General features: G+C 64.9%; 12 protein-coding genes and 1 pseudogene. 7 read left to right on the top strand and 6 right to left on the bottom strand.

Annotation, left to right across the window (positions count from 1 at the left end; genetic code table 11):
- Nucleotides 1-41: 41 nt before the first annotated feature.
- Both CCZ28_RS04630 and CCZ28_RS04635 read right to left on the bottom strand, forming a co-directional pair.
- The gene (locus tag CCZ28_RS04630) at nt 42-3,734 is read right to left on the bottom strand and encodes a translocation/assembly module TamB domain-containing protein (RefSeq protein ID WP_140216316.1); all 3,693 of its coding nucleotides are present in this window, start codon (nt 3,732-3,734) and stop codon (nt 42-44) included.
- Nucleotides 3,731-5,406 (bottom strand): annotated as a pseudogene (locus CCZ28_RS04635) (autotransporter assembly complex protein TamA). Before CCZ28_RS04635 ends, CCZ28_RS04630 begins: the two are co-directional and overlap by 4 nt.
- 178 nt (nt 5,407-5,584) lie before the next feature.
- Between CCZ28_RS04635 and xthA the strand changes: the two are divergent.
- The 3 genes from xthA to CCZ28_RS04650 all read left to right on the top strand — a co-directional run bounded on the left by xthA (nt 5,585) and on the right by CCZ28_RS04650 (nt 8,964).
- A complete protein-coding gene (gene xthA / locus CCZ28_RS04640; RefSeq protein ID WP_140216318.1) occupies nt 5,585-6,397 on the top strand; it encodes an exodeoxyribonuclease III in 813 nt (270 codons plus the stop codon).
- Between the two features lie 70 nt (nt 6,398-6,467).
- Nucleotides 6,468-7,820, top strand: coding sequence for a substrate-binding domain-containing protein (locus CCZ28_RS04645; RefSeq protein ID WP_140216320.1), 1,353 nt, complete (start codon nt 6,468-6,470; stop codon nt 7,818-7,820).
- Between the two features lie 391 nt (nt 7,821-8,211).
- On the top strand, nt 8,212-8,964 hold the full coding sequence (locus CCZ28_RS04650) for a class I SAM-dependent methyltransferase (RefSeq protein ID WP_140216322.1): 753 nt from the start codon (nt 8,212-8,214) through the stop codon (nt 8,962-8,964).
- On the opposite strand, the gene CCZ28_RS04655 is transcribed toward CCZ28_RS04650, so the two are convergent.
- Nucleotides 8,957-9,442: a DUF192 domain-containing protein gene (locus CCZ28_RS04655; RefSeq protein WP_140216324.1), complete on the bottom strand. Its 486-nt coding sequence runs from the start codon at nt 9,440-9,442 to the stop codon at nt 8,957-8,959. The genes CCZ28_RS04650 and CCZ28_RS04655 overlap by 8 nt on opposite strands.
- Nucleotides 9,443-9,506: 64 nt before the next feature.
- Between CCZ28_RS04655 and CCZ28_RS04660 the strand changes: the two genes are divergently transcribed.
- Nucleotides 9,507-10,715 (top strand): MFS transporter, encoded by a 1,209-nt coding sequence (locus tag CCZ28_RS04660; protein ID WP_140216326.1) that lies wholly within the window; start codon nt 9,507-9,509, stop codon nt 10,713-10,715.
- A complete protein-coding gene (locus CCZ28_RS04665) occupies nt 10,712-11,923 on the top strand; it encodes an MFS transporter (protein ID WP_140216328.1) in 1,212 nt (403 codons plus the stop codon). Before CCZ28_RS04660 ends, CCZ28_RS04665 begins: the two co-directional genes overlap by 4 nt.
- On the opposite strand, the gene cfaB is transcribed toward CCZ28_RS04665, so the two are convergent.
- The 3 genes from cfaB to CCZ28_RS04680 all read right to left on the bottom strand — a co-directional run bounded on the left by cfaB (nt 11,914) and on the right by CCZ28_RS04680 (nt 14,031).
- On the bottom strand, nt 11,914-13,098 hold the full coding sequence (gene cfaB / locus CCZ28_RS04670) for a C17 cyclopropane fatty acid synthase CfaB (protein ID WP_140216330.1): 1,185 nt from the start codon (nt 13,096-13,098) through the stop codon (nt 11,914-11,916). The genes CCZ28_RS04665 and cfaB overlap by 10 nt on opposite strands.
- Before the next feature lie 193 nt (nt 13,099-13,291).
- Entirely contained in the window at nt 13,292-13,486 is a 195-nt protein-coding gene (locus CCZ28_RS04675; protein WP_140216331.1) for a hypothetical protein, read from the bottom strand.
- Between the two features lie 257 nt (nt 13,487-13,743).
- Entirely contained in the window at nt 13,744-14,031 is a 288-nt protein-coding gene (locus CCZ28_RS04680; protein ID WP_140216333.1) for a hypothetical protein, read from the bottom strand.
- A gap of 229 nt (nt 14,032-14,260) precedes the next feature.
- Here CCZ28_RS04680 and CCZ28_RS04685 point away from each other — a divergent pair, with 229 nt between their 5' ends.
- Together CCZ28_RS04685 and CCZ28_RS04690 are read left to right on the top strand one after the other, a co-directional pair.
- The gene (locus CCZ28_RS04685) at nt 14,261-14,677 is read left to right on the top strand and encodes a response regulator (RefSeq protein ID WP_140216335.1); all 417 of its coding nucleotides are present in this window, start codon (nt 14,261-14,263) and stop codon (nt 14,675-14,677) included.
- A 348-nt stretch (nt 14,678-15,025) separates the two neighbouring features.
- A complete protein-coding gene (locus tag CCZ28_RS04690; RefSeq protein WP_140216337.1) occupies nt 15,026-16,615 on the top strand; it encodes an ABC-F family ATPase in 1,590 nt (529 codons plus the stop codon).
- Nucleotides 16,616-16,690: the final 75 nt, after the last annotated feature.

A 16,690-nucleotide genomic window follows, 5' to 3' on the forward strand; every position in this document is an offset into this window, starting at 1 on the left:
CACGTTTTCCGCGAACGATCAAAGCCTTGCACGTCCTACGCTCAAAAATCGCGGCGATAGAAGAAGTCCAGGGAATTGGCCAGACCGGTGGCGATCTCCAGATAGAGCTGACGGGTGAGCTGATAGCGCAGCGATACGGTGGTGGCCGAATCGAAGACGCCGACACCATAACGCACGGAGAGCCGGTCGGTGAGATTGCCCGACGCGACGACACTGGTCTTGTCGCCCGACCCGGCCGTATCCAACTGGAAGTTCTGAATACCCAGGCGCTGCGCCAGCTCTCCCGCCGTACCGGAACTTCCCGCCAGACCCAACGCCAGCGCGGCTTGGCCGAGGATGTTGTTGTCTCCATCACTGCCGCTGGACAACGGCCGCCCCAGTACCAGATAGGACAACGCCTGCTCCTGGCTCATGCTCGGCTCGGAGAACACCTCGATGCGCGGCTGCTGGACGAAACCCGACAGCCGCAAACCCGCGGTGACGTTCTGGTCCTGCAGCACCCGTACCGCCTCGACGTCGATATAGGGCTGACTGATCGGCCCCTGAAAGAACAGCCGCGCCCTTCGCAGGGTCAGGCGCTGGCCATAGGCGTTGTAGCGGCCATTGCGCAGATTCAGTTCGCCGCGGGTATCCAGGTTGTCGCCGATGTGCACCTTGCCGACGATCTCGGCGGAGAGGCCGAAGGCCTCGAAGGTGAGCTTGTCGGAGCCGACCAGTACGTCCACGTCCATGGCGATCTGCAGCGGCTGCTGCCGGGCGGGGGCTTCCTGACCCACGATGACGGCATCGTCGGACACCTTCACCGTGGAGGGCGGCAACTGCTGGATCTGGATATGCCCGCGCGGCACCCGCACCTCGCCAGTCAGGGCCAGGCGGCCATTCTGCATCAGGATCTTGAGGTTGGGCGCCACCTCGAGCTGCGCATAGGGCTCGACATCGACCGGCAGCTTGTCGCCGGTGACCGCAACGTTGACGTCTAGGCCCTGGGCCCAGCCGACGCTACCCTGAATCTGGCCACGTCCCTGGCTGCCGCTGCGCCAACCGCCATCGAGGATGGCGGTATCGCCCTGGATACGTGCGCTGAGGTTGAGATCCTGCAGGCGGGTGGGCACGCTGCCACCGCCGATGTCGCCGCCGCTGAGCTGGAGCTGACCGTTGACCCGAGGCTCCAGCAGCGTGCCCCCCAGCTCGCCAGAACCATTGATCTTGCCGGCGAAGTGTTCGATGCCCTCGACGAAGGCCTTGCCCACCGCCAGATTGAGACCCTGCAACTGGAAGCTGCCGGCCAGCGCCCGCCGTGAATCGCGGGGATCCAGCTGGGCCTGGACGTTCAGCTGTCCCAGGTCGGTACTGTTCAATTGCACCTGGGTGTCTATCTGCTGCGGCCGCAGGGCACTGTTCACGTCGAGATCGGTATAGGTGAAGGTCTGCCATTGCCCGGCGGCGTCGCGCAGCTTGAGGCTACCCGGTCCCGCCTGGAGCCTGACCTCACCCGTGGGCCCGGCGGTGGGCAAACGCAGGTCCACGTCGCCATCCAGGGTGCCCTGCCAGGCCAGGTCCGGCGGCAACAGCGGTTGCAGACTCGCCAGTGGGAAGGCGCGCAAATGCCAGGCCAGGCGGGTGTCGGGCAGCAGTTGCTGATCATCGCCACAGAGGCTCGCCGCGCCCGAGCGCCAGCAGTGGCGACCCAGCTCCAACCGCCCACTGGCGAAGCGCTCGATGCGCGCCGGACTTTGCAGCGTCCAGTTCTGCCCGCCGGCGGAGACCGCGCCGCGGGCGAGCTGGCCTTTCCAGTCGCCGTTGGTGGCCAGGGTACCGCCGGCGTCCAACGCCAGCGTCAGTTGCGGCCCCTTGAGGGTGAGGTCGGCCTGCTGCTGGCGGCGGTCGCCTTGGCCCGACAGCCGCAGCACGCCCAGGTCATAGCCGGCCGCCTGAAGGCCCCGGGCGGTCAGCTCCAGCTTGCCGCGCTGGCGGTCATCGAGATCGGCGGCCAGGTCGAGCGCAGCGATACGGCTGTCGGTGTAGGCGATTTGCCGGCCATTCAGACGCAGCTGTCCCGTGGGCGCTGCTAGGGTACCGCCCAGGTCGAGCCGGCCCTGCGCGCTGCCGGCGAGATCGGGCCATAGCTGGCCCAGCCGGCGCAGGTCCAGCTGCAGCTGTCCTTGCAGGCGCTGATCGAGCGCCCCTTGCCCCTGAATCCGGTTGTCACCCAGGCGCAGGTCCAGTCGCGGCAGCTGCCACTGCTCGCCAGCGCCCTTGGCCTGGAGCGCCAGGACGGCCGGCTGGTTACGCAGGCGCCCCTTGAGGTCCAGCTCGGCCTCCGCTTGCAGGCGGCCATCCTTGAAGGCACCGGTGCTGCGCAAGGGACCGGCCAGGCTGCCGGGCAACTGGGCGACCCAGAAAGCCGGGTCCAGCCGGCTCACGTCCAGCGCGACCTGCCAACTGACGCCCTCGGCAAAGCCCAGATTGACCTTGCCCTGGGCGCGGCCCTGGCCGGCCTGGAGATCGAGGGACGGCAGGTTGAGCTGGGTGGTATCGCCGCTGAAGGGGCTGGCCAGGGTGAAGGCACCGGCCGGACCGGTGGCGGCTGCCTTGAAGTTGCCGAGGTAGGCGCCATCGCGATAGCTCACCTCAGCCTGCAGCCGCTGCAGGTTCACCGGTGGCTCCGCCATTGGGTACAGCCGCCGCCAGGGGAAGTCACGCCAGTCCAGGGTTGCATCGGCGGCAAAGCCCTGGTGCCAGTCGAGCTTCCCGGCCAGCATTACCCGTTGCTCGGGCGTGGCCTGCAAACGCAGAGCGGCGATCTGCGCGCCCTGGGCGTCGACCCGGCCATCCAGATCGAGAGCTACCGGACCGCCCTCACCCGGCAATTGCGCCTGGCCGACCAGGGCATAGCCGGCGGCGAGATCGCCACGGGCGGTGAGCTTGAGGTCATTCAGCCGCAAGGTCTCAGGCAGACTGGGCGCCGCCTTGAAGCCATTCGCGACCAATTGCAGATCGGCCGGAACATGCTCGACCAGCGGCTCGACGGTACCGGTCAGTCGTCCCGGCAAATAGCCGCTGCTGTCGGCGGCCAGGTGCAGGGTCTTTTGCAGCTCGCCGTCGATCTTCAGCGCCAGCGACCAGGGCGCCTGATCGGGTGCCGGCAAGCCAAGGGTGCCACTGAGTTGCAGCGGCCAGTCGCCACTGGGCTGCAGGTGCCCCTGGGTATCCAGCGTCAGACCGTAGGCGGCGCCAGCCAGGCGCTCGATGGCGATGCCGTCGGCCTGCCAGCGGGCCTGCAATTGCAGGTCACGGGCCTGTTCGGCACCGTTGTAGAGGATCTGCCCCAGGCGCACTTCACCCAGTTGCACCCGGAGTGGCAGACCCAGGGTCGGCAAGCGGATCGGGCCGCTGTTCTCTGGCGCCGGCGTGGGGCTGGGCGCCTGCTCGATGGCGACCCGCGACGCCACCAGGGTATCGATGCACAGCTGCAGGCCGAGCAGGCAACGTGGACGCCAGGCGAAGTCGGGGTCATCGACCGTCACCCGGGTAGTACCACCCTCCCACACCAGTTGCCGGGCTTGCCAGTGACCGCCCAGGCGGCCCTGGAAGTCGGTCAGGGTCAGGCCAGGCACCAGACCGAGCATGGTGCGCCCGAGGCTGGCGTTACTCAAGACGAGCACCAGCAGCAGGATCAGGGCGCCGACAAGGGTCGCCAGCACACCGAGGATGACACCGCCTACCGACTTCACAGCTCAGGTCCTATGGAAAAGTGCAGGCGAATGCCACCGGGTTCATCGAGGGCATGGGCCAGATCCAGGCGGATGGGCCCCACTGGCGAGACCCAACGCACGCCCACGCCGACGCTGGTCTTGAGCTCGTAGTTATTGAGATCGTTGAAGGCGCTGCCCTGGTCGACGAAGGTCGCCAGGCGCCACTTGTCCATCAGCGGGTACTGATACTCGACGCTGCCGGCGACCAGATAGCGGCCACCCACGTAGTCACCCTCATCGTTCTCCGGCGACAGCGTCTGGTATTCGTAGCCGCGGACGCTCTGGTCGCCACCGGCGAAGAAGCGCAACGAGGGGGGATCTTGTTGTAGCCGTTGGTGAAGTTGCCGCCCACCTGCAACCGTGCCAGGAAGCGATGCCCGTCCCCCACGGTGATCAGGCCGCGGGCCAGGGCCGTGGTATGGAGCATGTTGGCATCCGACAGCATGCCCTCCTTGGCTGCGGAAACACCGAATTGCAGCCGATAGCCGCGATGGGGATCGATGCGGTTGTCGCTGCGCAACAGGGAGAAATCCACGCCGGGCATCACCAGGTTGGAGGTGCCCTCGTCGTTGCCCAGGCGGTAATTTTCGTTACGCCACTTGAGCGAGAGCACTCGCTCCCAGCCATTGGAGAACTTGCGGTGCCACTCGGGGCCCACGACCAGCAATTGGCTGAGGGAATCGTCGTTGGCGATCTGCTCGTACTGGTAGCCACCGGCCAGACGGAACTTGTCGTTGATCGGGTCCTGGCCCGGAATGTCGTACCAGGTGGCGACACTCTGCCGCGGCGCCGACAACTCGGCCTCGGCGCCCAGGCTATGGCCTTGCGGGTTGAGCCAGTGGTTTTCCCAAGTGAATCTGAGGCGTGGCCCGACATCCGTGGAGTAACCCGGGCCGAAGCCGAAGGTACGCGGCTTGCGGGTACGCAGGGTCACCGTCACCGGGACCACCGCCGCGCCCTCGGTCTTGGGATAGGTATCGATCCGGGCGCCGTCGAAGAAGCCGCTGGCGAGCAGGTTGCTCTGGAAATCGGCGATCAGCTCGGAGTCATAGGGCGTGCCCTTGCTGAAGGGCACCATGCGTTGCAACAGATCCGGATCGAAGGGGGCATCGCCCTCGAAGGAGACCTTGCCCAGCGTGAAGCGCGGGCCGCTGTCGAACACCAGGTCGATATCGGCGAATCCAGTGGCGGGATCGATGCGTAGTTGGTGCTGGGTGAAGGTGCCGCGGAAGAAGCCGTAACGTTGCGCCTGGTTCTGGATCAGGCTCTTGGCGTCTTCGTAGAGCCCCTGGTTCAGCGGCTGGCCGGGCTTGAGGCCGGCGGGTATCGGTTGCTGGAAGGCGGCCAGCCGACGTGCCGGGCCTTCGATGCGAATGATGACGTTGCGCAGTTTCACCGGCTCACCCTGGTGAACCTTTATCACCAACCGTGGCGTTTCACCTGGATCGACGTGGGTCTCGATCTGGGCGTGGTAGAAGCCCAGCGCCTCAGCCGCCTGCTGTGCCTGACGCTCTGCCACCGGACGCAACCGCTGCAATGCGGCCGCATCGCGGCCCTCGACGGAGCCGATATAGTTCTGGATGTTCTCCTGCAGCGGAGCGTTGGCTGGATCGACCTGTACCCTGACTTCGGCCGGTGCCGCCCAGGCCATCCCGTGCAGACAACACACTCCAATCAAGGCGCGGCGTAGAGCGTTCGGACTATTCATACAGGGATGCTAACGGGCGTTGCGCTCTCAGACAAACGGATGGCCCAAGGGTTCGCTCCGCTGCCGTTTCGCCACGAATTCGCCAAATAGGCTAGGATCATCCTTTTTCAGAGCAGCCCTCATGAAAGTAATATGCTTCAATATCAATGGCTTGCGGGCAAGACCTCATCAGCTTTCTGCCATCATCGAGCGCTACGACCCGGACGTGATCGGGCTGCAGGAAACCAAGGTCTCGGACGATCAGTTTCCCCAGGCGGAAATCGAGGCGCTGGGCTACCACGTGCACTACCACGGCCAGAAGGGCCACTATGGCGTGGCCCTGCTGTCGCGCCTGGCACCGCTGGAGTTGCACAAAGGCTTCCCCGATGACGGCGAAGAGTCCCAGAAAAGATTCATCTATGGCGTCTTCGCTGACCGTCAGGGCGAGCCGCTGGTGGTCATGAATGGCTATTTCCCCCAGGGCGAGAACATCGCGCACCCCACGAAATTCCCTGGAAAGAGGAAGTTCTACGCGGATCTTCAGAAATTACTTGAGGAGCGTTTTTCCGCTGACACCCCCTTGCTGCTCATGGGTGACTTCAATATCTCCGCCCAGGACCACGACATCGGCATCGGTGCCGCCAATGCCAAGCGCTGGCTGAGAACCGGCGCCTGCAGCTTCCAGCCGGAAGAGCGTGAATGGATGCAGCGACTCCTCGGCTGGGGCCTGATCGACAGCTATCGCCACCTGCATCCGGACGTGGACGACCGCTTCAGCTGGTTCCCCTATCGCAGCCGGGGCTTCGAAGACGAGCCCAAGCGGGGGCTGCGCATCGACACCATCCTGGCCTCGCGGGCACTACGGGAGCGCATCCTGTCCGCCGGCGTGGACTACGATATCCGCGGCATGGAGAAGCCCTCCGACCATGCGCCGATATGGCTCGAATTGACCTGAGGAGCTGTAACCTTCACGTCATCGAGCCCCCCTAAGGTGGCGGCCTCGCTGTAGGTTCGAGGCCCGACCCATGAATTGCTCCGCCCCGGTAATCCGCCGTGTTTTGCTACGGCGAGCGGTGCTCACGCTGCTGCCCCTCATTGCGCCCGCGCTGTTCGCTGCCGAGCCGGGAACCACCCTTTTGCGCCTGCAGGGCTCCAATACGGTGAATGCCGATCTGGGACCACGGCTGGTAGCAGGACTGCTGGCCGAAAGAGGCTACGGCGATCAGCGCCTGGAGCCCACCGGCGTGGTGGATGAATGGCGGCTAATGGCCCGCGCTACGGACGGCAGCACGGTGGCGGTGCAGATCGCTGCCCACGGCACCGGTACCGGCTTCGCCGCCTTGGTCAGCCGGACGGCGGATGTGGCGGCCGCGTCGCGCCCCATCAACGACAACGAAGCAACCACGCTCGCTGCCCTGGGTGACCTGCGTAGCAAGGACGCCGAATATGTGATCGGCCTGGATGGCCTGGCGATCATCGTGCATCCCGGCAATCCACTGCGCGAACTCGACCTGCAACAGTTGGCGCAGATTTTCGCGGGCGACGTCAGCGACTGGCAGCAACTGGGCGGCAAGCCCGGCCCTATCCATCTCTACGCCCGGGACGACCGCTCAGGCACCTATGACACCTTTCGCGAGCTGGTGCTCGCCCCGGCGGGCAAGCGACTGAGCCAGAGCGCCAAGCGCTACGAATCCAACGACGAACTGGCGCAGCAGGTAGCGGGTGATCCGGCCGGTATCGGCTTCACCAGCCTGGCGGCCGCTGCCAAGCTGCCGACACTCGCCCTGCGTGATGGCGAAGGCCAGGCCATCGCCCCTAGCGAGGCGAGTGTCGCCACCGAAGACTATCCCCTGGCACGGCGGCTCTTCCTCTATGCCGCTCCCGGCCAAGGCTCCGACTGGGTCAAGGGACTGCTGGAATTCAGCCAGACCGCCGCTGGGCAGGCGGTGGTGCAGCAAAGCGGTTTCGTCGCCCAGCGCATAGTGCCGCTCAGGATCACCGCCACGGCCGGCCTGCCGCCCGCCTATGCCGAGCTGGCCAAGCGCGCCCAACGCCTCACCGTCAACTTCCGCTTCACCGCCGGCAGTGCCAGACTGGACAACAAGGCGCTGCGCGACGTAGAGCGCCTGGCAGCCTTCATGCGCCAACCCGAGAACGCCAATCGACGGTTGCTGGTAGTCGGCTTCAACGACGCCACCGAAGATCCCGCCCGGGCCGAGCTACTGGGGCGACTGCGCGCAACGGCAGTGGCCACTGCCCTGAGGCACCAGAACGCCTTTCCCAGCGAGGTGATTTCCCTGGGCGACCTGCTACCCGTCGCCGGCCTCTCGCAGAACGGTCGCTTGAAGAATCGCCGGGTCGAGGCCTGGATCGACTAGCGCGTCGCGGGCAATAGCACTACCAGGCAGCGCCTCGCTGTCGCGCCAACATTGGCCATCCCCGCGATCCCATTCTTGCGGATCACCACCGCGCGCGTCTTTGCCAGTCTTGCTTCAGCCGAACGCCAGCGGAGCAGTGGCTTCCCCAGGTGGCAACCAGGCGCTGCGCGGTGCTTTCCTCCTTCTTAAGGCAGCTTTAAGGCGGTGGTTGGCCCTGCCATGACACACTCCAGCCGCTAAGCTGAAACACAGCGACTTGCCTGCGGGCGCACTCCCTATGCTGGTCAGGGAAAATGCAATGCTGACCGGCAGCCAATACTTAAAGTAATGTCTCAAGAGAATCGATAATTAGCATTAGAAAATCACCATAACCCATTGGAAGGATTGCCATATGAAAGCCGAAGAGCGCTTCAGCGATCGAGTCGATGCCTATGAAAAGGGCCGCCCTACCTATCCCGCCGCCGTCGCTCGGCGCCTGACCGAGCGCCTCGATCCGGATAGCGTGGTAGCGGATGTCGGCGCCGGTACGGGCCTGCTGACCAGGGATTTTCTCGCCGCCGGCTATACCGTGCATGCCATCGAGCCCAACGGGCCGATGCGTGAGGCGATGGAAGCGACCTTGGCTGATCGGGCCGGCTTCCATGCCTGGAACGGTACGGCGGAAGACACCGGCCTGGGCGAGCGCAGCGTGGACCTGGTCGTGGCAGGCCAGGCCTTTCATTGGTTCGACCGCAGCAGAGCGCGGCAGGAATTCGCCAGAATCCTGCGTCCAGGCGGCGAGGTGGCGCTGATCTGGAACTATCGGCTCTCCGACAGCACGCCCTTCATGGCCGCCTACGAGGAACTGCTGCTGCGCCACGGTACCGATTACCGCCAGGTGGAGCACCGCAACCTGCGACCGGCCGAACTGGCGCGCTTCTTTGGCGTCCAGGGCTGCCAGCTGTGGGTCGTCCCCAACGGCCAACGGCTGGATCGCGCGGGCCTCCAGGCACGCGTGGAGTCGACCTCCTACCTGCCCGCCCCCGGCAGTGACGGACACCAGGCGCTCAGCGCCGAGCTGGACAGGCTATTCGAGGCTCACGCCGCAGACGGCGAGGTACGTTTCGACTATGACACCCTGGTGTACAGTGGCCCCCTCACCTGAGGGCCGGACTGACCGCATCAAGCCCCTGGACGGTCATACCAGCGGAGAGCCCGCGCTGGGAAAACCAGCCGGCTGCCGTTTCCAGAGCAAAACGCGCGGGTTGCCGAGAGCAGTGATGGGTATCGGTCAAAGGTTGCATCTCGGTGACATTGAGGATTTCGCCCTTGGCGGAGATGAAGGCTGCCGCCAAGGGACTGGGGGTGTCTCTCATCCACAGGCAGCGCGTATCGTCCCCCGGAAAGACGAACAACATGCCTTCATCCGCACGCAGAGGCGCACGACCCATGAGCCCGGTCGCGCGTTCCGCGGGCGTAGCGGCGACCTCCACCCGGAGCGGATGTCCGTCCAGATGCAGTTCCAGGCGCTCGGCCGACCAGACCGGCGCGCACACCAGAGCGGCCAGCCCCGCGATCACTCCGCTGCCGCGAGCCTTGCGCCCCCGTACCGCAATCCCGACGTCACGGATAAAAAACGTCATAGCACGTGACCTTTGCCCATCGAAAGCAATCTACTCCACATTGTCAGACAACCTCCCGAAGCCGATGTCCATCGCTAGCCCATCACCCGCACCCTCACCCGCCCAGGCCACGCGCATCACCCTGGGCACGGTGCTGTTCACCTTCATCGCCTACCTTACCATCGGCATCCCGCTGGCCGTGCTGCCGGGCTACGTACATGGCGAACTGGGCTTCAACTCCATCATCGCCGGGCTGGTGATCAGCAGTCAGTACCTAGCCACCCTGCTCTCGCGCTCCCACGCCGGTCGCATCATCGATACCGTGGGCGCCAAGCAGTCGGTGCTCTACGGCATGCTCGGTTGCGGCATCAGTGGCGCCCTGATGCTGGCCTCGGTACTGCTGCAAGGCTGGCCCTGGCTGAGTCTCGCCGCCCTCTTGCTCGGCCGGCTGGTGCTCGGCTGCGCGGAAAGCCTCTCCGGCACCGGTGCGATCTCCTGGGCCATTGGCCGCGTCGGCCCCAGCAACACCGCCAAGGTGATCTCCTGGAACGGAGTCGCCAGCTACGGCGCCCTGGCCATCGGCGCGCCCCTGGGGGTGGTACTGGTGGACCTGCTCGGGCTATGGATCATGGGGGCGAGCATCATGGCGCTGGCGGTGCTCGGCTATCGCATCGCCAAGCCCCGCCCGCCCATCGTTCCGGTACGCGGCGAACGCCTCCCCTTCAGCACGGTGCTCGGCCGGGTACTGCCCTTTGGCCTGGGGCTGGCGCTGGGCGGGATCGGCTTCGGCACCCTGGCAACCTTCATTACCCTTTACTACGCCAGCCAAGGCTGGAGCGGTGCGGCCCTGTGCCTGTCGGTCTTCGGCTGCTTCTTCATTGGCGTGCGCCTGGTTTGCGCCAACGCCATCAACCGCCACGGCGGCTTCCGCGTAGCCATTGTCAGCCTGGCAGTCGAGGCCGTGGGCCTGGCAACGCTCTGGTTGGCACCCAGCATGACCACCGCATTGGTCGGCGCCGCCCTTACCGGGATCGGCTTCTCGCTGGTGTTCCCGGCGTTAGCGGTCGAAGCGGTACAGCGGGTTCCGGCGTCCAACCGGGGCGCGGCGCTGGGTGGCTATTCGGTCTTCATCGACCTGTCGCTGGCGGTGACCGGCCCGCTGATTGGCGCGGTGGCCACCCACTTCGGCTATGCCGCAAGCTTCCTATGCGCCGCGCTCGCTGCGGTCGCCGGGCTGCTGCTCAGCATCCACCTACTGCGCCGGTACGACGATTCCTCACGAGAACAGCCATGACCACGACCGCTCCACCGGCCAACCCGTTCGCCATCACGCTGCGCATCATCTCCATCGTCGTCTTCAGCTTTCTCCTGTTCCTCGCCATCGGCCTACCGCTGGCGATCCTGCCCGGCTACGTGCACGACGATCTTGGCTATGGCGCCGTGATCGCCGGCCTTGCCATCAGCATCCAGTACCTCGCCACCCTCTTCACCCGGCCGCTGGCGGGCAAGCTGGCCGACAGCATCGGCGCCAAGCGCGGGGTGATCTACGGCCTGTTCGGCTGCGTGGCCTGCGGGGTGCTGACCTTGCTGGCCACCTCGCTGCAGAGCCTGCCCGGACTCAGTCTGGGCTTGCTGATCGTCGGTCGGGTGATCCTCGGCATGGCCCAGGCCATGATAGGTACCGGCTGCCTGAGCTGGGGCATGGGCAGCGTCGGTATGCAGCACGTGAGCAAGGTGATTTCCTGGAACGGTATCGCGGCCTATGGCGCGCTAGCCATAGGGGCACCGCTCGGTGTCGCCATGGTGGCGGGGCTGGGACTGTGGAGCCTCGGCGTGGCCATCGCCCTGCTCGGCGCCCTGGGTCTGGCCCTCGCCTGGAACAAGGAGCCGGCCCCGGTCATCCCCGGAGAACGGCTGCCTTTCCACAAGGTGTTCTGGCGCATCAGCCCCTTCGGCCTGTGCCTGTTTCTCAGCTCCATCGGCTTTGGCGCCATCGCCACCTTCGTGACCCTGTATTACGCCAGCAATGGTTGGCCCGAAGCGGCCTTCTGCCTGACGGCCTTCGGCGCTGCCTTCATTTGCGCCCGCCTGCTGTTCGCCGGCGCCATCAACAAGATCGGCGGCTTCCGCGTGGCCCTGGCCTGCTTCACGGTGGAGGCCCTGGGCCTACTGCTGCTGTGGCTCGCGGTCACCCCGCAGATGGCCCTGATCGGTGCAGCCATGGCCGGTTTCGGGCTGTCACTGGTCTACCCGGCGCTGGGCGTCGAGGCCATCGTCAAGGTACCGCCGACCAATCGCAGTGCCGCCCTCGGTGCCTATTCCCTGTGCCTGGACCTGGCGCTGGGTCTCACCGGACCGGTGGCTGGAGCCATCGCCACCGGCTTCGGTTTCAGCGCCATCTTCCTGTTCGCCGGACTGATGGCGCTGGCTGGCCTGGCACTGAGCGCCCTGCTCTATCGCCAGGCGCTCAGCGAGGCTGCCGTGGCCAAGCCTCAGGCGTAGAGGTCGGCTCGCGACCAGGGCAATTCGGTCCGGCCGTCGCCATGGGGCTTGTTGGCCAGGATCTGGTGGATATTGACCCAGTTATTGCGGAAGGCGTAAGCGCAGCCGGGCAGGTACAGTCGCCAGATACGCAGGGCCTCCGCGGGTACCAGGCGCGCCGCCTCTTCGAGGCGTGCCTCCAATGCCGCGCTCCAGAAGTCCAGGGTACGGGCATAATGCAGGCGCAGGCTTTCGACATCGACCACCTCCAATCCCGCTTCGCTCATCTCGGCGATGGCTCGTGACAGATGGGGCAATTCGCCGTTGGGAAAGACGTAGCGGTCGATGAAATCCCCGCCGCCATGGCCAACCGCACGCTCGTCGGCGTGCAGCGCGGTGATGCCGTGGTTGAGCACCAGCCCACCCGAACGCACGGCGGCGAACAGCTTGCGGAAGTACAGCGGCAGATTGGCATGGCCGACATGCTCGAACATGCCGACGCTGACCACCTTGTCGTAGCGGCCATCCTCGGGCAGGTCGCGATAGTCCAGCAGCTCCAGCGTCACGCGATCCGCCAGGCCTTCGGCCGCCACCCGCGCCCGCCCCAGTTCGAGCTGTTCGCGTGACAGGGTGATGCCGTGCACCTCGACGCCATGCTCGCGGGCGGCATGGCGCGCCAGTCCGCCCCAGCCACAGCCCACGTCCAGCAGGCGCTCGCCAGGCTTCAGCCGCAGCTTGCGGCAGAGCAGCTCCAGCTTGTCGCGCTGCGCGGTGGCGAGGTCCTCGGCTCCGGTCTTGAAGTAGGCGCAGGAATACACCAATTCAGGATCCAACCAGAGGCGATAGAAGTCGTTGGACAGGTCGTAGTGATAGGAGATGGCCGAGGCGTCGGTGGCCTTGTCGTGGGCATGGTGCACACCGTCCGGCGTCTGGGCCAGCCCCACCAGCGCCTGGCTGAGCCGGTCACCGATCTCGATGACCTCCTGAATGTCCCCTTCCAGATCGATGCGGGACTCCACGAAGGCCTGACCCAAGGTATCCAGATTCAACTGGCGCGGATCGGCCAGCAATCCCAGATCCTTGACCACCAGCGTCACCCGAGGCGAGTCACCCAGGTCGATCTCCGGCCCCTGGTCGATGCGAATGCGCAGGGGAAGACGCAACTGTTGTAGCTCGGCGGGCAGCGCTGGATACATGATGTGCTCCTGAACGTTGTGAACGGACCTCTGGCGAACGTTGCGATGACAGGGGTTGGCCACTACAGGACCACCCGTTCAGCACCCTAACGCGAAAACACATCCCGTTACATCTGGGAACGCGGACGCAGCTTTACCTGATTCGCAAGGATGATCGGGGAACTGAGGGAAATCTTGTCGGCAGGCCGATAGCCTACAGTGGGCCCGGATCCGGGATAGGTGCCGGGGGCTTCGGCGGCTCGGTCAGATTCTCGACGACCTCATCGGGGATCTCGGTATCGATCTCCTCATCGGCCATATCGGAATCGTTGAGAGGTGCCTGGTCGCCGCCCAACCACCAGGTTGGCAGCGCACCGAAGGAATCAATGACGGAATGGGAAGAAATCATGCGGCAGCTCCTGTCGGGAAGTCCTCCGCATTAGTGGGCGGCCACTAGCAGATGTTTCATCGAGACGCTTAAATCGATTCTCGGATGACCGGGACCGGGATAGACGACATCCACCGCCGCGCATTATCTGGTGGCGTTCCCGTGGTCTCTGCTGAAGAGATTTTCCATCGTGACGTCGAGGGTTCGCGATAGAGCTCTTCAGCAGTACGGATGACCCGGCCAGGCCCGACGTGAACCGGGCGCGTGGCGCCTTCGTATCAACGATTCAAAGGATCGCCAGCACCCGCCTGGTCATCGACTTCGCCCGGGTCGATTTCTTCATCGGTATCCTTGGCTTCGTCGTCATCCAGCGTATCAGGGGTTGGGGGCTCGGCAGGAGCGGGCTCGGTGGCCGCCGCCGCTATATGCCGGGCTTCCAACTTACGCGACTCGTTGGCGAGATGAAGGCTATTGATGGAGCTCTGCAACACGGACAGCGGAGCGGCAGCGCGGCGCGTCACGCCTGGCGACCCCATCCGGGCCCAGGTACGCATTTCGATGATCATGGTGCCACCTCTCAAGGAGACCAGGATGGCCTCGAGAATGGGAGGCCGCCCGGAACCCTACGTTCAGTGGCCACTATCACCGTCAGTCCGATAAAAGCCTGGTCGACCCGCCGGATTCGCGCTCCCCGTGCAGCATTGCCGGCGCGACTAGGCGATCCCCTGAACAAAACAGGACAGCTGGCCAGCAGCGACTAGACTCTAGAGATAGCCACCCGTGGAGCTCATGCCAATGGTCCCTCCGATCCGATCCGCTATCGTCGAGGAACGACTTGCCGTCGTCTCCGAAGACGAGCTGCTGCTGCAGGCGCTGGTCCGTGAGGTCCTCACGCAGGAAGGCTTTCGCGTGGAAACCTTCGGCACCGCCGATGCCGCCCTGGCTTATCTGGAACAGCATTTTCGGCAAGTACAGGTCGTGGTCTCGAATGTCCGGATGCCCGGCGTACTTGATGGCGTGCAACTGGCCAAGATCATCACTGAACGCTGGCCAGCCCTCCCTGTGGTCCTGATGTCCGGCTACGCTGGGCTCGACAAGGATCTACCACCCGGCGTGCCCTTCCTGCACAAGCCCTGGACCCTGGATCAGCTGACGGAAGCGGTGTGGAAGGTGGTACCGCGTTTTCCGCCGCAAAGTCCTGCGTCCGACTAGTACCCGACTTCCGCGAGGTCGTCCTTTCCTGCCTGGCTAGCCAACCGCTCAGCCAGTACAACCAAGGGTTTCATTGGGACTTGGCCCGCACCCAGCTCAGGGATGCCTGGCAGCAAACGCTCGCCCATACAACTGCCGGCCCGCCTATGCCACAATATGCCCAATGCCGGGCGGATAGCCCGCTCTCATCGCAGGCCAGCTAGGCCGCGGCGTGCAAGGTGTATGACCCGCTCTCGCGCGCTGGATGTTCCCAACCTCGACTGGAACGAAATCGCGAAGCTGCACATTGGCCCCAAATTGGCCCCGGCAGCAATTGAACCAGTCTGAAACCCTCTACAGGTAACCCCCTTGATCTCCACCGCTAACATCACCATGCAGTTTGGCGCCAAGCCGCTGTTCGAGAACGTGTCCGTCAAATTCGGCAACGGCCATCGCTACGGCCTGATCGGCGCAAACGGCTGCGGCAAGTCCACCTTCATGAAGATTCTCGGGGGCGATCTCGAACCCACCGGTGGCCAGGTGATGCTCGAACCCAACGTGCGCCTGGGCAAGCTGCGCCAGGACCAGTTCGCCTATGAAGATTCCACCGTCATCGACACGGTGATCATGGGCCACGCCGAACTGGCGCGGGTCAAGGCCGAGCGGGACCGCATCTATGCCCTGCCGGAAATGAGCGAGGATGACGGCATGGCCGTGGCCGAGCTGGAAGTCCAGTTCGCCGAATTCGACGGCTACACCGCCGAAGCCCGCGCCGGCGAATTGCTGCTTGGCCTGGGCATTCCGCTGGAACAGCACTTCGGCCCCATGAGCGCCGTCGCTCCCGGTTGGAAACTGCGGGTCCTGCTAGCCCAGGCGCTGTTCTCCGACCCGGAAGTGCTGCTGCTGGACGAACCGACCAACCACCTGGACATCAACACCATCCGTTGGCTGGAAGGCATCCTGGTCGCGCGCAACAGCACCATGATCATCATTTCCCACGACCGCCACTTCCTCAACAGCGTCTGCACTCACATGGCCGACCTGGACTATGGCGAGTTGCGCCTCTTCCCGGGCAACTACGATGAGTACATGACCGCCGCGACCCAGGCCCGCGAGCGCCTGCTGTCAGACAACGCCAAGAAGAAAGCCCAGATCGCCGAACTGCAGCAATTCGTCAGCCGCTTCTCGGCCAACGCCTCCAAGGCCAAGCAGGCCACCAGCCGCGCCCGCCAGATCGACAAGATCCAGCTGGAAGAGGTCAAGCCGTCCAGCCGCGTGAGTCCCTTCATCCGTTTCGAGCAGTACAAGAAGCTGCACCGCCAGGCGGTGACGCTGGAAAACGTCACCCAGGGCTTCGACGGCACCCCGCTGTTCAAGCGCCTGGGCCTGCAGATCGAAGCTGGCGAGCGGGTCGCCATCATCGGTCCCAACGGCATCGGCAAGACCACCCTGCTGCGCACCCTGGTGGGTGAGCTGGCCCCCCAGAGTGGTGAAGTGAAGTGGACCGACAGCGCTGACGTGGGCTACTTCGCCCAGGATCACGCGGATGACTTCGCCGACGATACGACCCTGTTCGACTGGATGGGCCAGTGGACCCAGGGCGGCGAGCAACTGGTGCGCGGTACCCTCGGCCGCATGCTGTTCTCCAGTGACGATATCCAGAAGTCGGTCAAGGTCATCTCCGGTGGCGAGCAGGGTCGCATGCTGTTCGGCAAGCTGATCCTGAAGAAGCCCAACGTACTGGTGATGGACGAACCCACCAACCACCTGGACATGGAATCCATCGAGGCGCTGAACCTGGCGTTGGAGAACTATCCGGGCACCCTGATCTTCGTCAGCCACGACCGGGAATTCGTCTCCTCGCTCGCGACGCGCATCCTCGACATGAGCGAAAGCGGCGTGGTGGATTTCAGCGGTAGTTACGATGATTACCTGCGCAGCCAAGGCATCAACGGCTGAGCCAGGGTTCGTGTAGTGGATCTCAAGACCCACTACACGAACAAATAGAGGGTGCCCTGCGCGGTTACCGAAGGT

It is taken from the genome of Pseudomonas oryzihabitans (genome assembly GCF_006384975.1).
Classification (GTDB): Bacteria; Pseudomonadota; Gammaproteobacteria; order Pseudomonadales; family Pseudomonadaceae; genus Chryseomonas; species Chryseomonas psychrotolerans_B.

What these genes read in the sequence shown, in the direction of transcription:
- CCZ28_RS04650 (WP_140216322.1), top strand. Translation starts at nt 8,212, where the DNA reads ATGAAAGCCGAAGAGCGCTTCAGCGATCGAGTCGATGCCTATGAAAAG.
- CCZ28_RS04645 (WP_140216320.1), top strand. Translation starts at nt 6,468, where the DNA reads ATGAATTGCTCCGCCCCGGTAATCCGCCGTGTTTTGCTACGGCGAGCG.
- CCZ28_RS04665 (WP_140216328.1), top strand. Translation starts at nt 10,712, where the DNA reads ATGACCACGACCGCTCCACCGGCCAACCCGTTCGCCATCACGCTGCGC.
- CCZ28_RS04675 (WP_140216331.1), bottom strand. Translation starts at nt 13,486, where the DNA reads ATGATTTCTTCCCATTCCGTCATTGATTCCTTCGGTGCGCTGCCAACC.
- cfaB (WP_140216330.1), bottom strand. Translation starts at nt 13,098, where the DNA reads ATGTATCCAGCGCTGCCCGCCGAGCTACAACAGTTGCGTCTTCCCCTG.
- CCZ28_RS04660 (WP_140216326.1), top strand. Translation starts at nt 9,507, where the DNA reads ATGTCCATCGCTAGCCCATCACCCGCACCCTCACCCGCCCAGGCCACG.
- xthA (WP_140216318.1), top strand. Translation starts at nt 5,585, where the DNA reads ATGAAAGTAATATGCTTCAATATCAATGGCTTGCGGGCAAGACCTCAT.
- CCZ28_RS04685 (WP_140216335.1), top strand. Translation starts at nt 14,261, where the DNA reads ATGGTCCCTCCGATCCGATCCGCTATCGTCGAGGAACGACTTGCCGTC.
- CCZ28_RS04680 (WP_140216333.1), bottom strand. Translation starts at nt 14,031, where the DNA reads ATGATCATCGAAATGCGTACCTGGGCCCGGATGGGGTCGCCAGGCGTG.
- CCZ28_RS04655 (WP_140216324.1), bottom strand. Translation starts at nt 9,442, where the DNA reads ATGACGTTTTTTATCCGTGACGTCGGGATTGCGGTACGGGGGCGCAAG.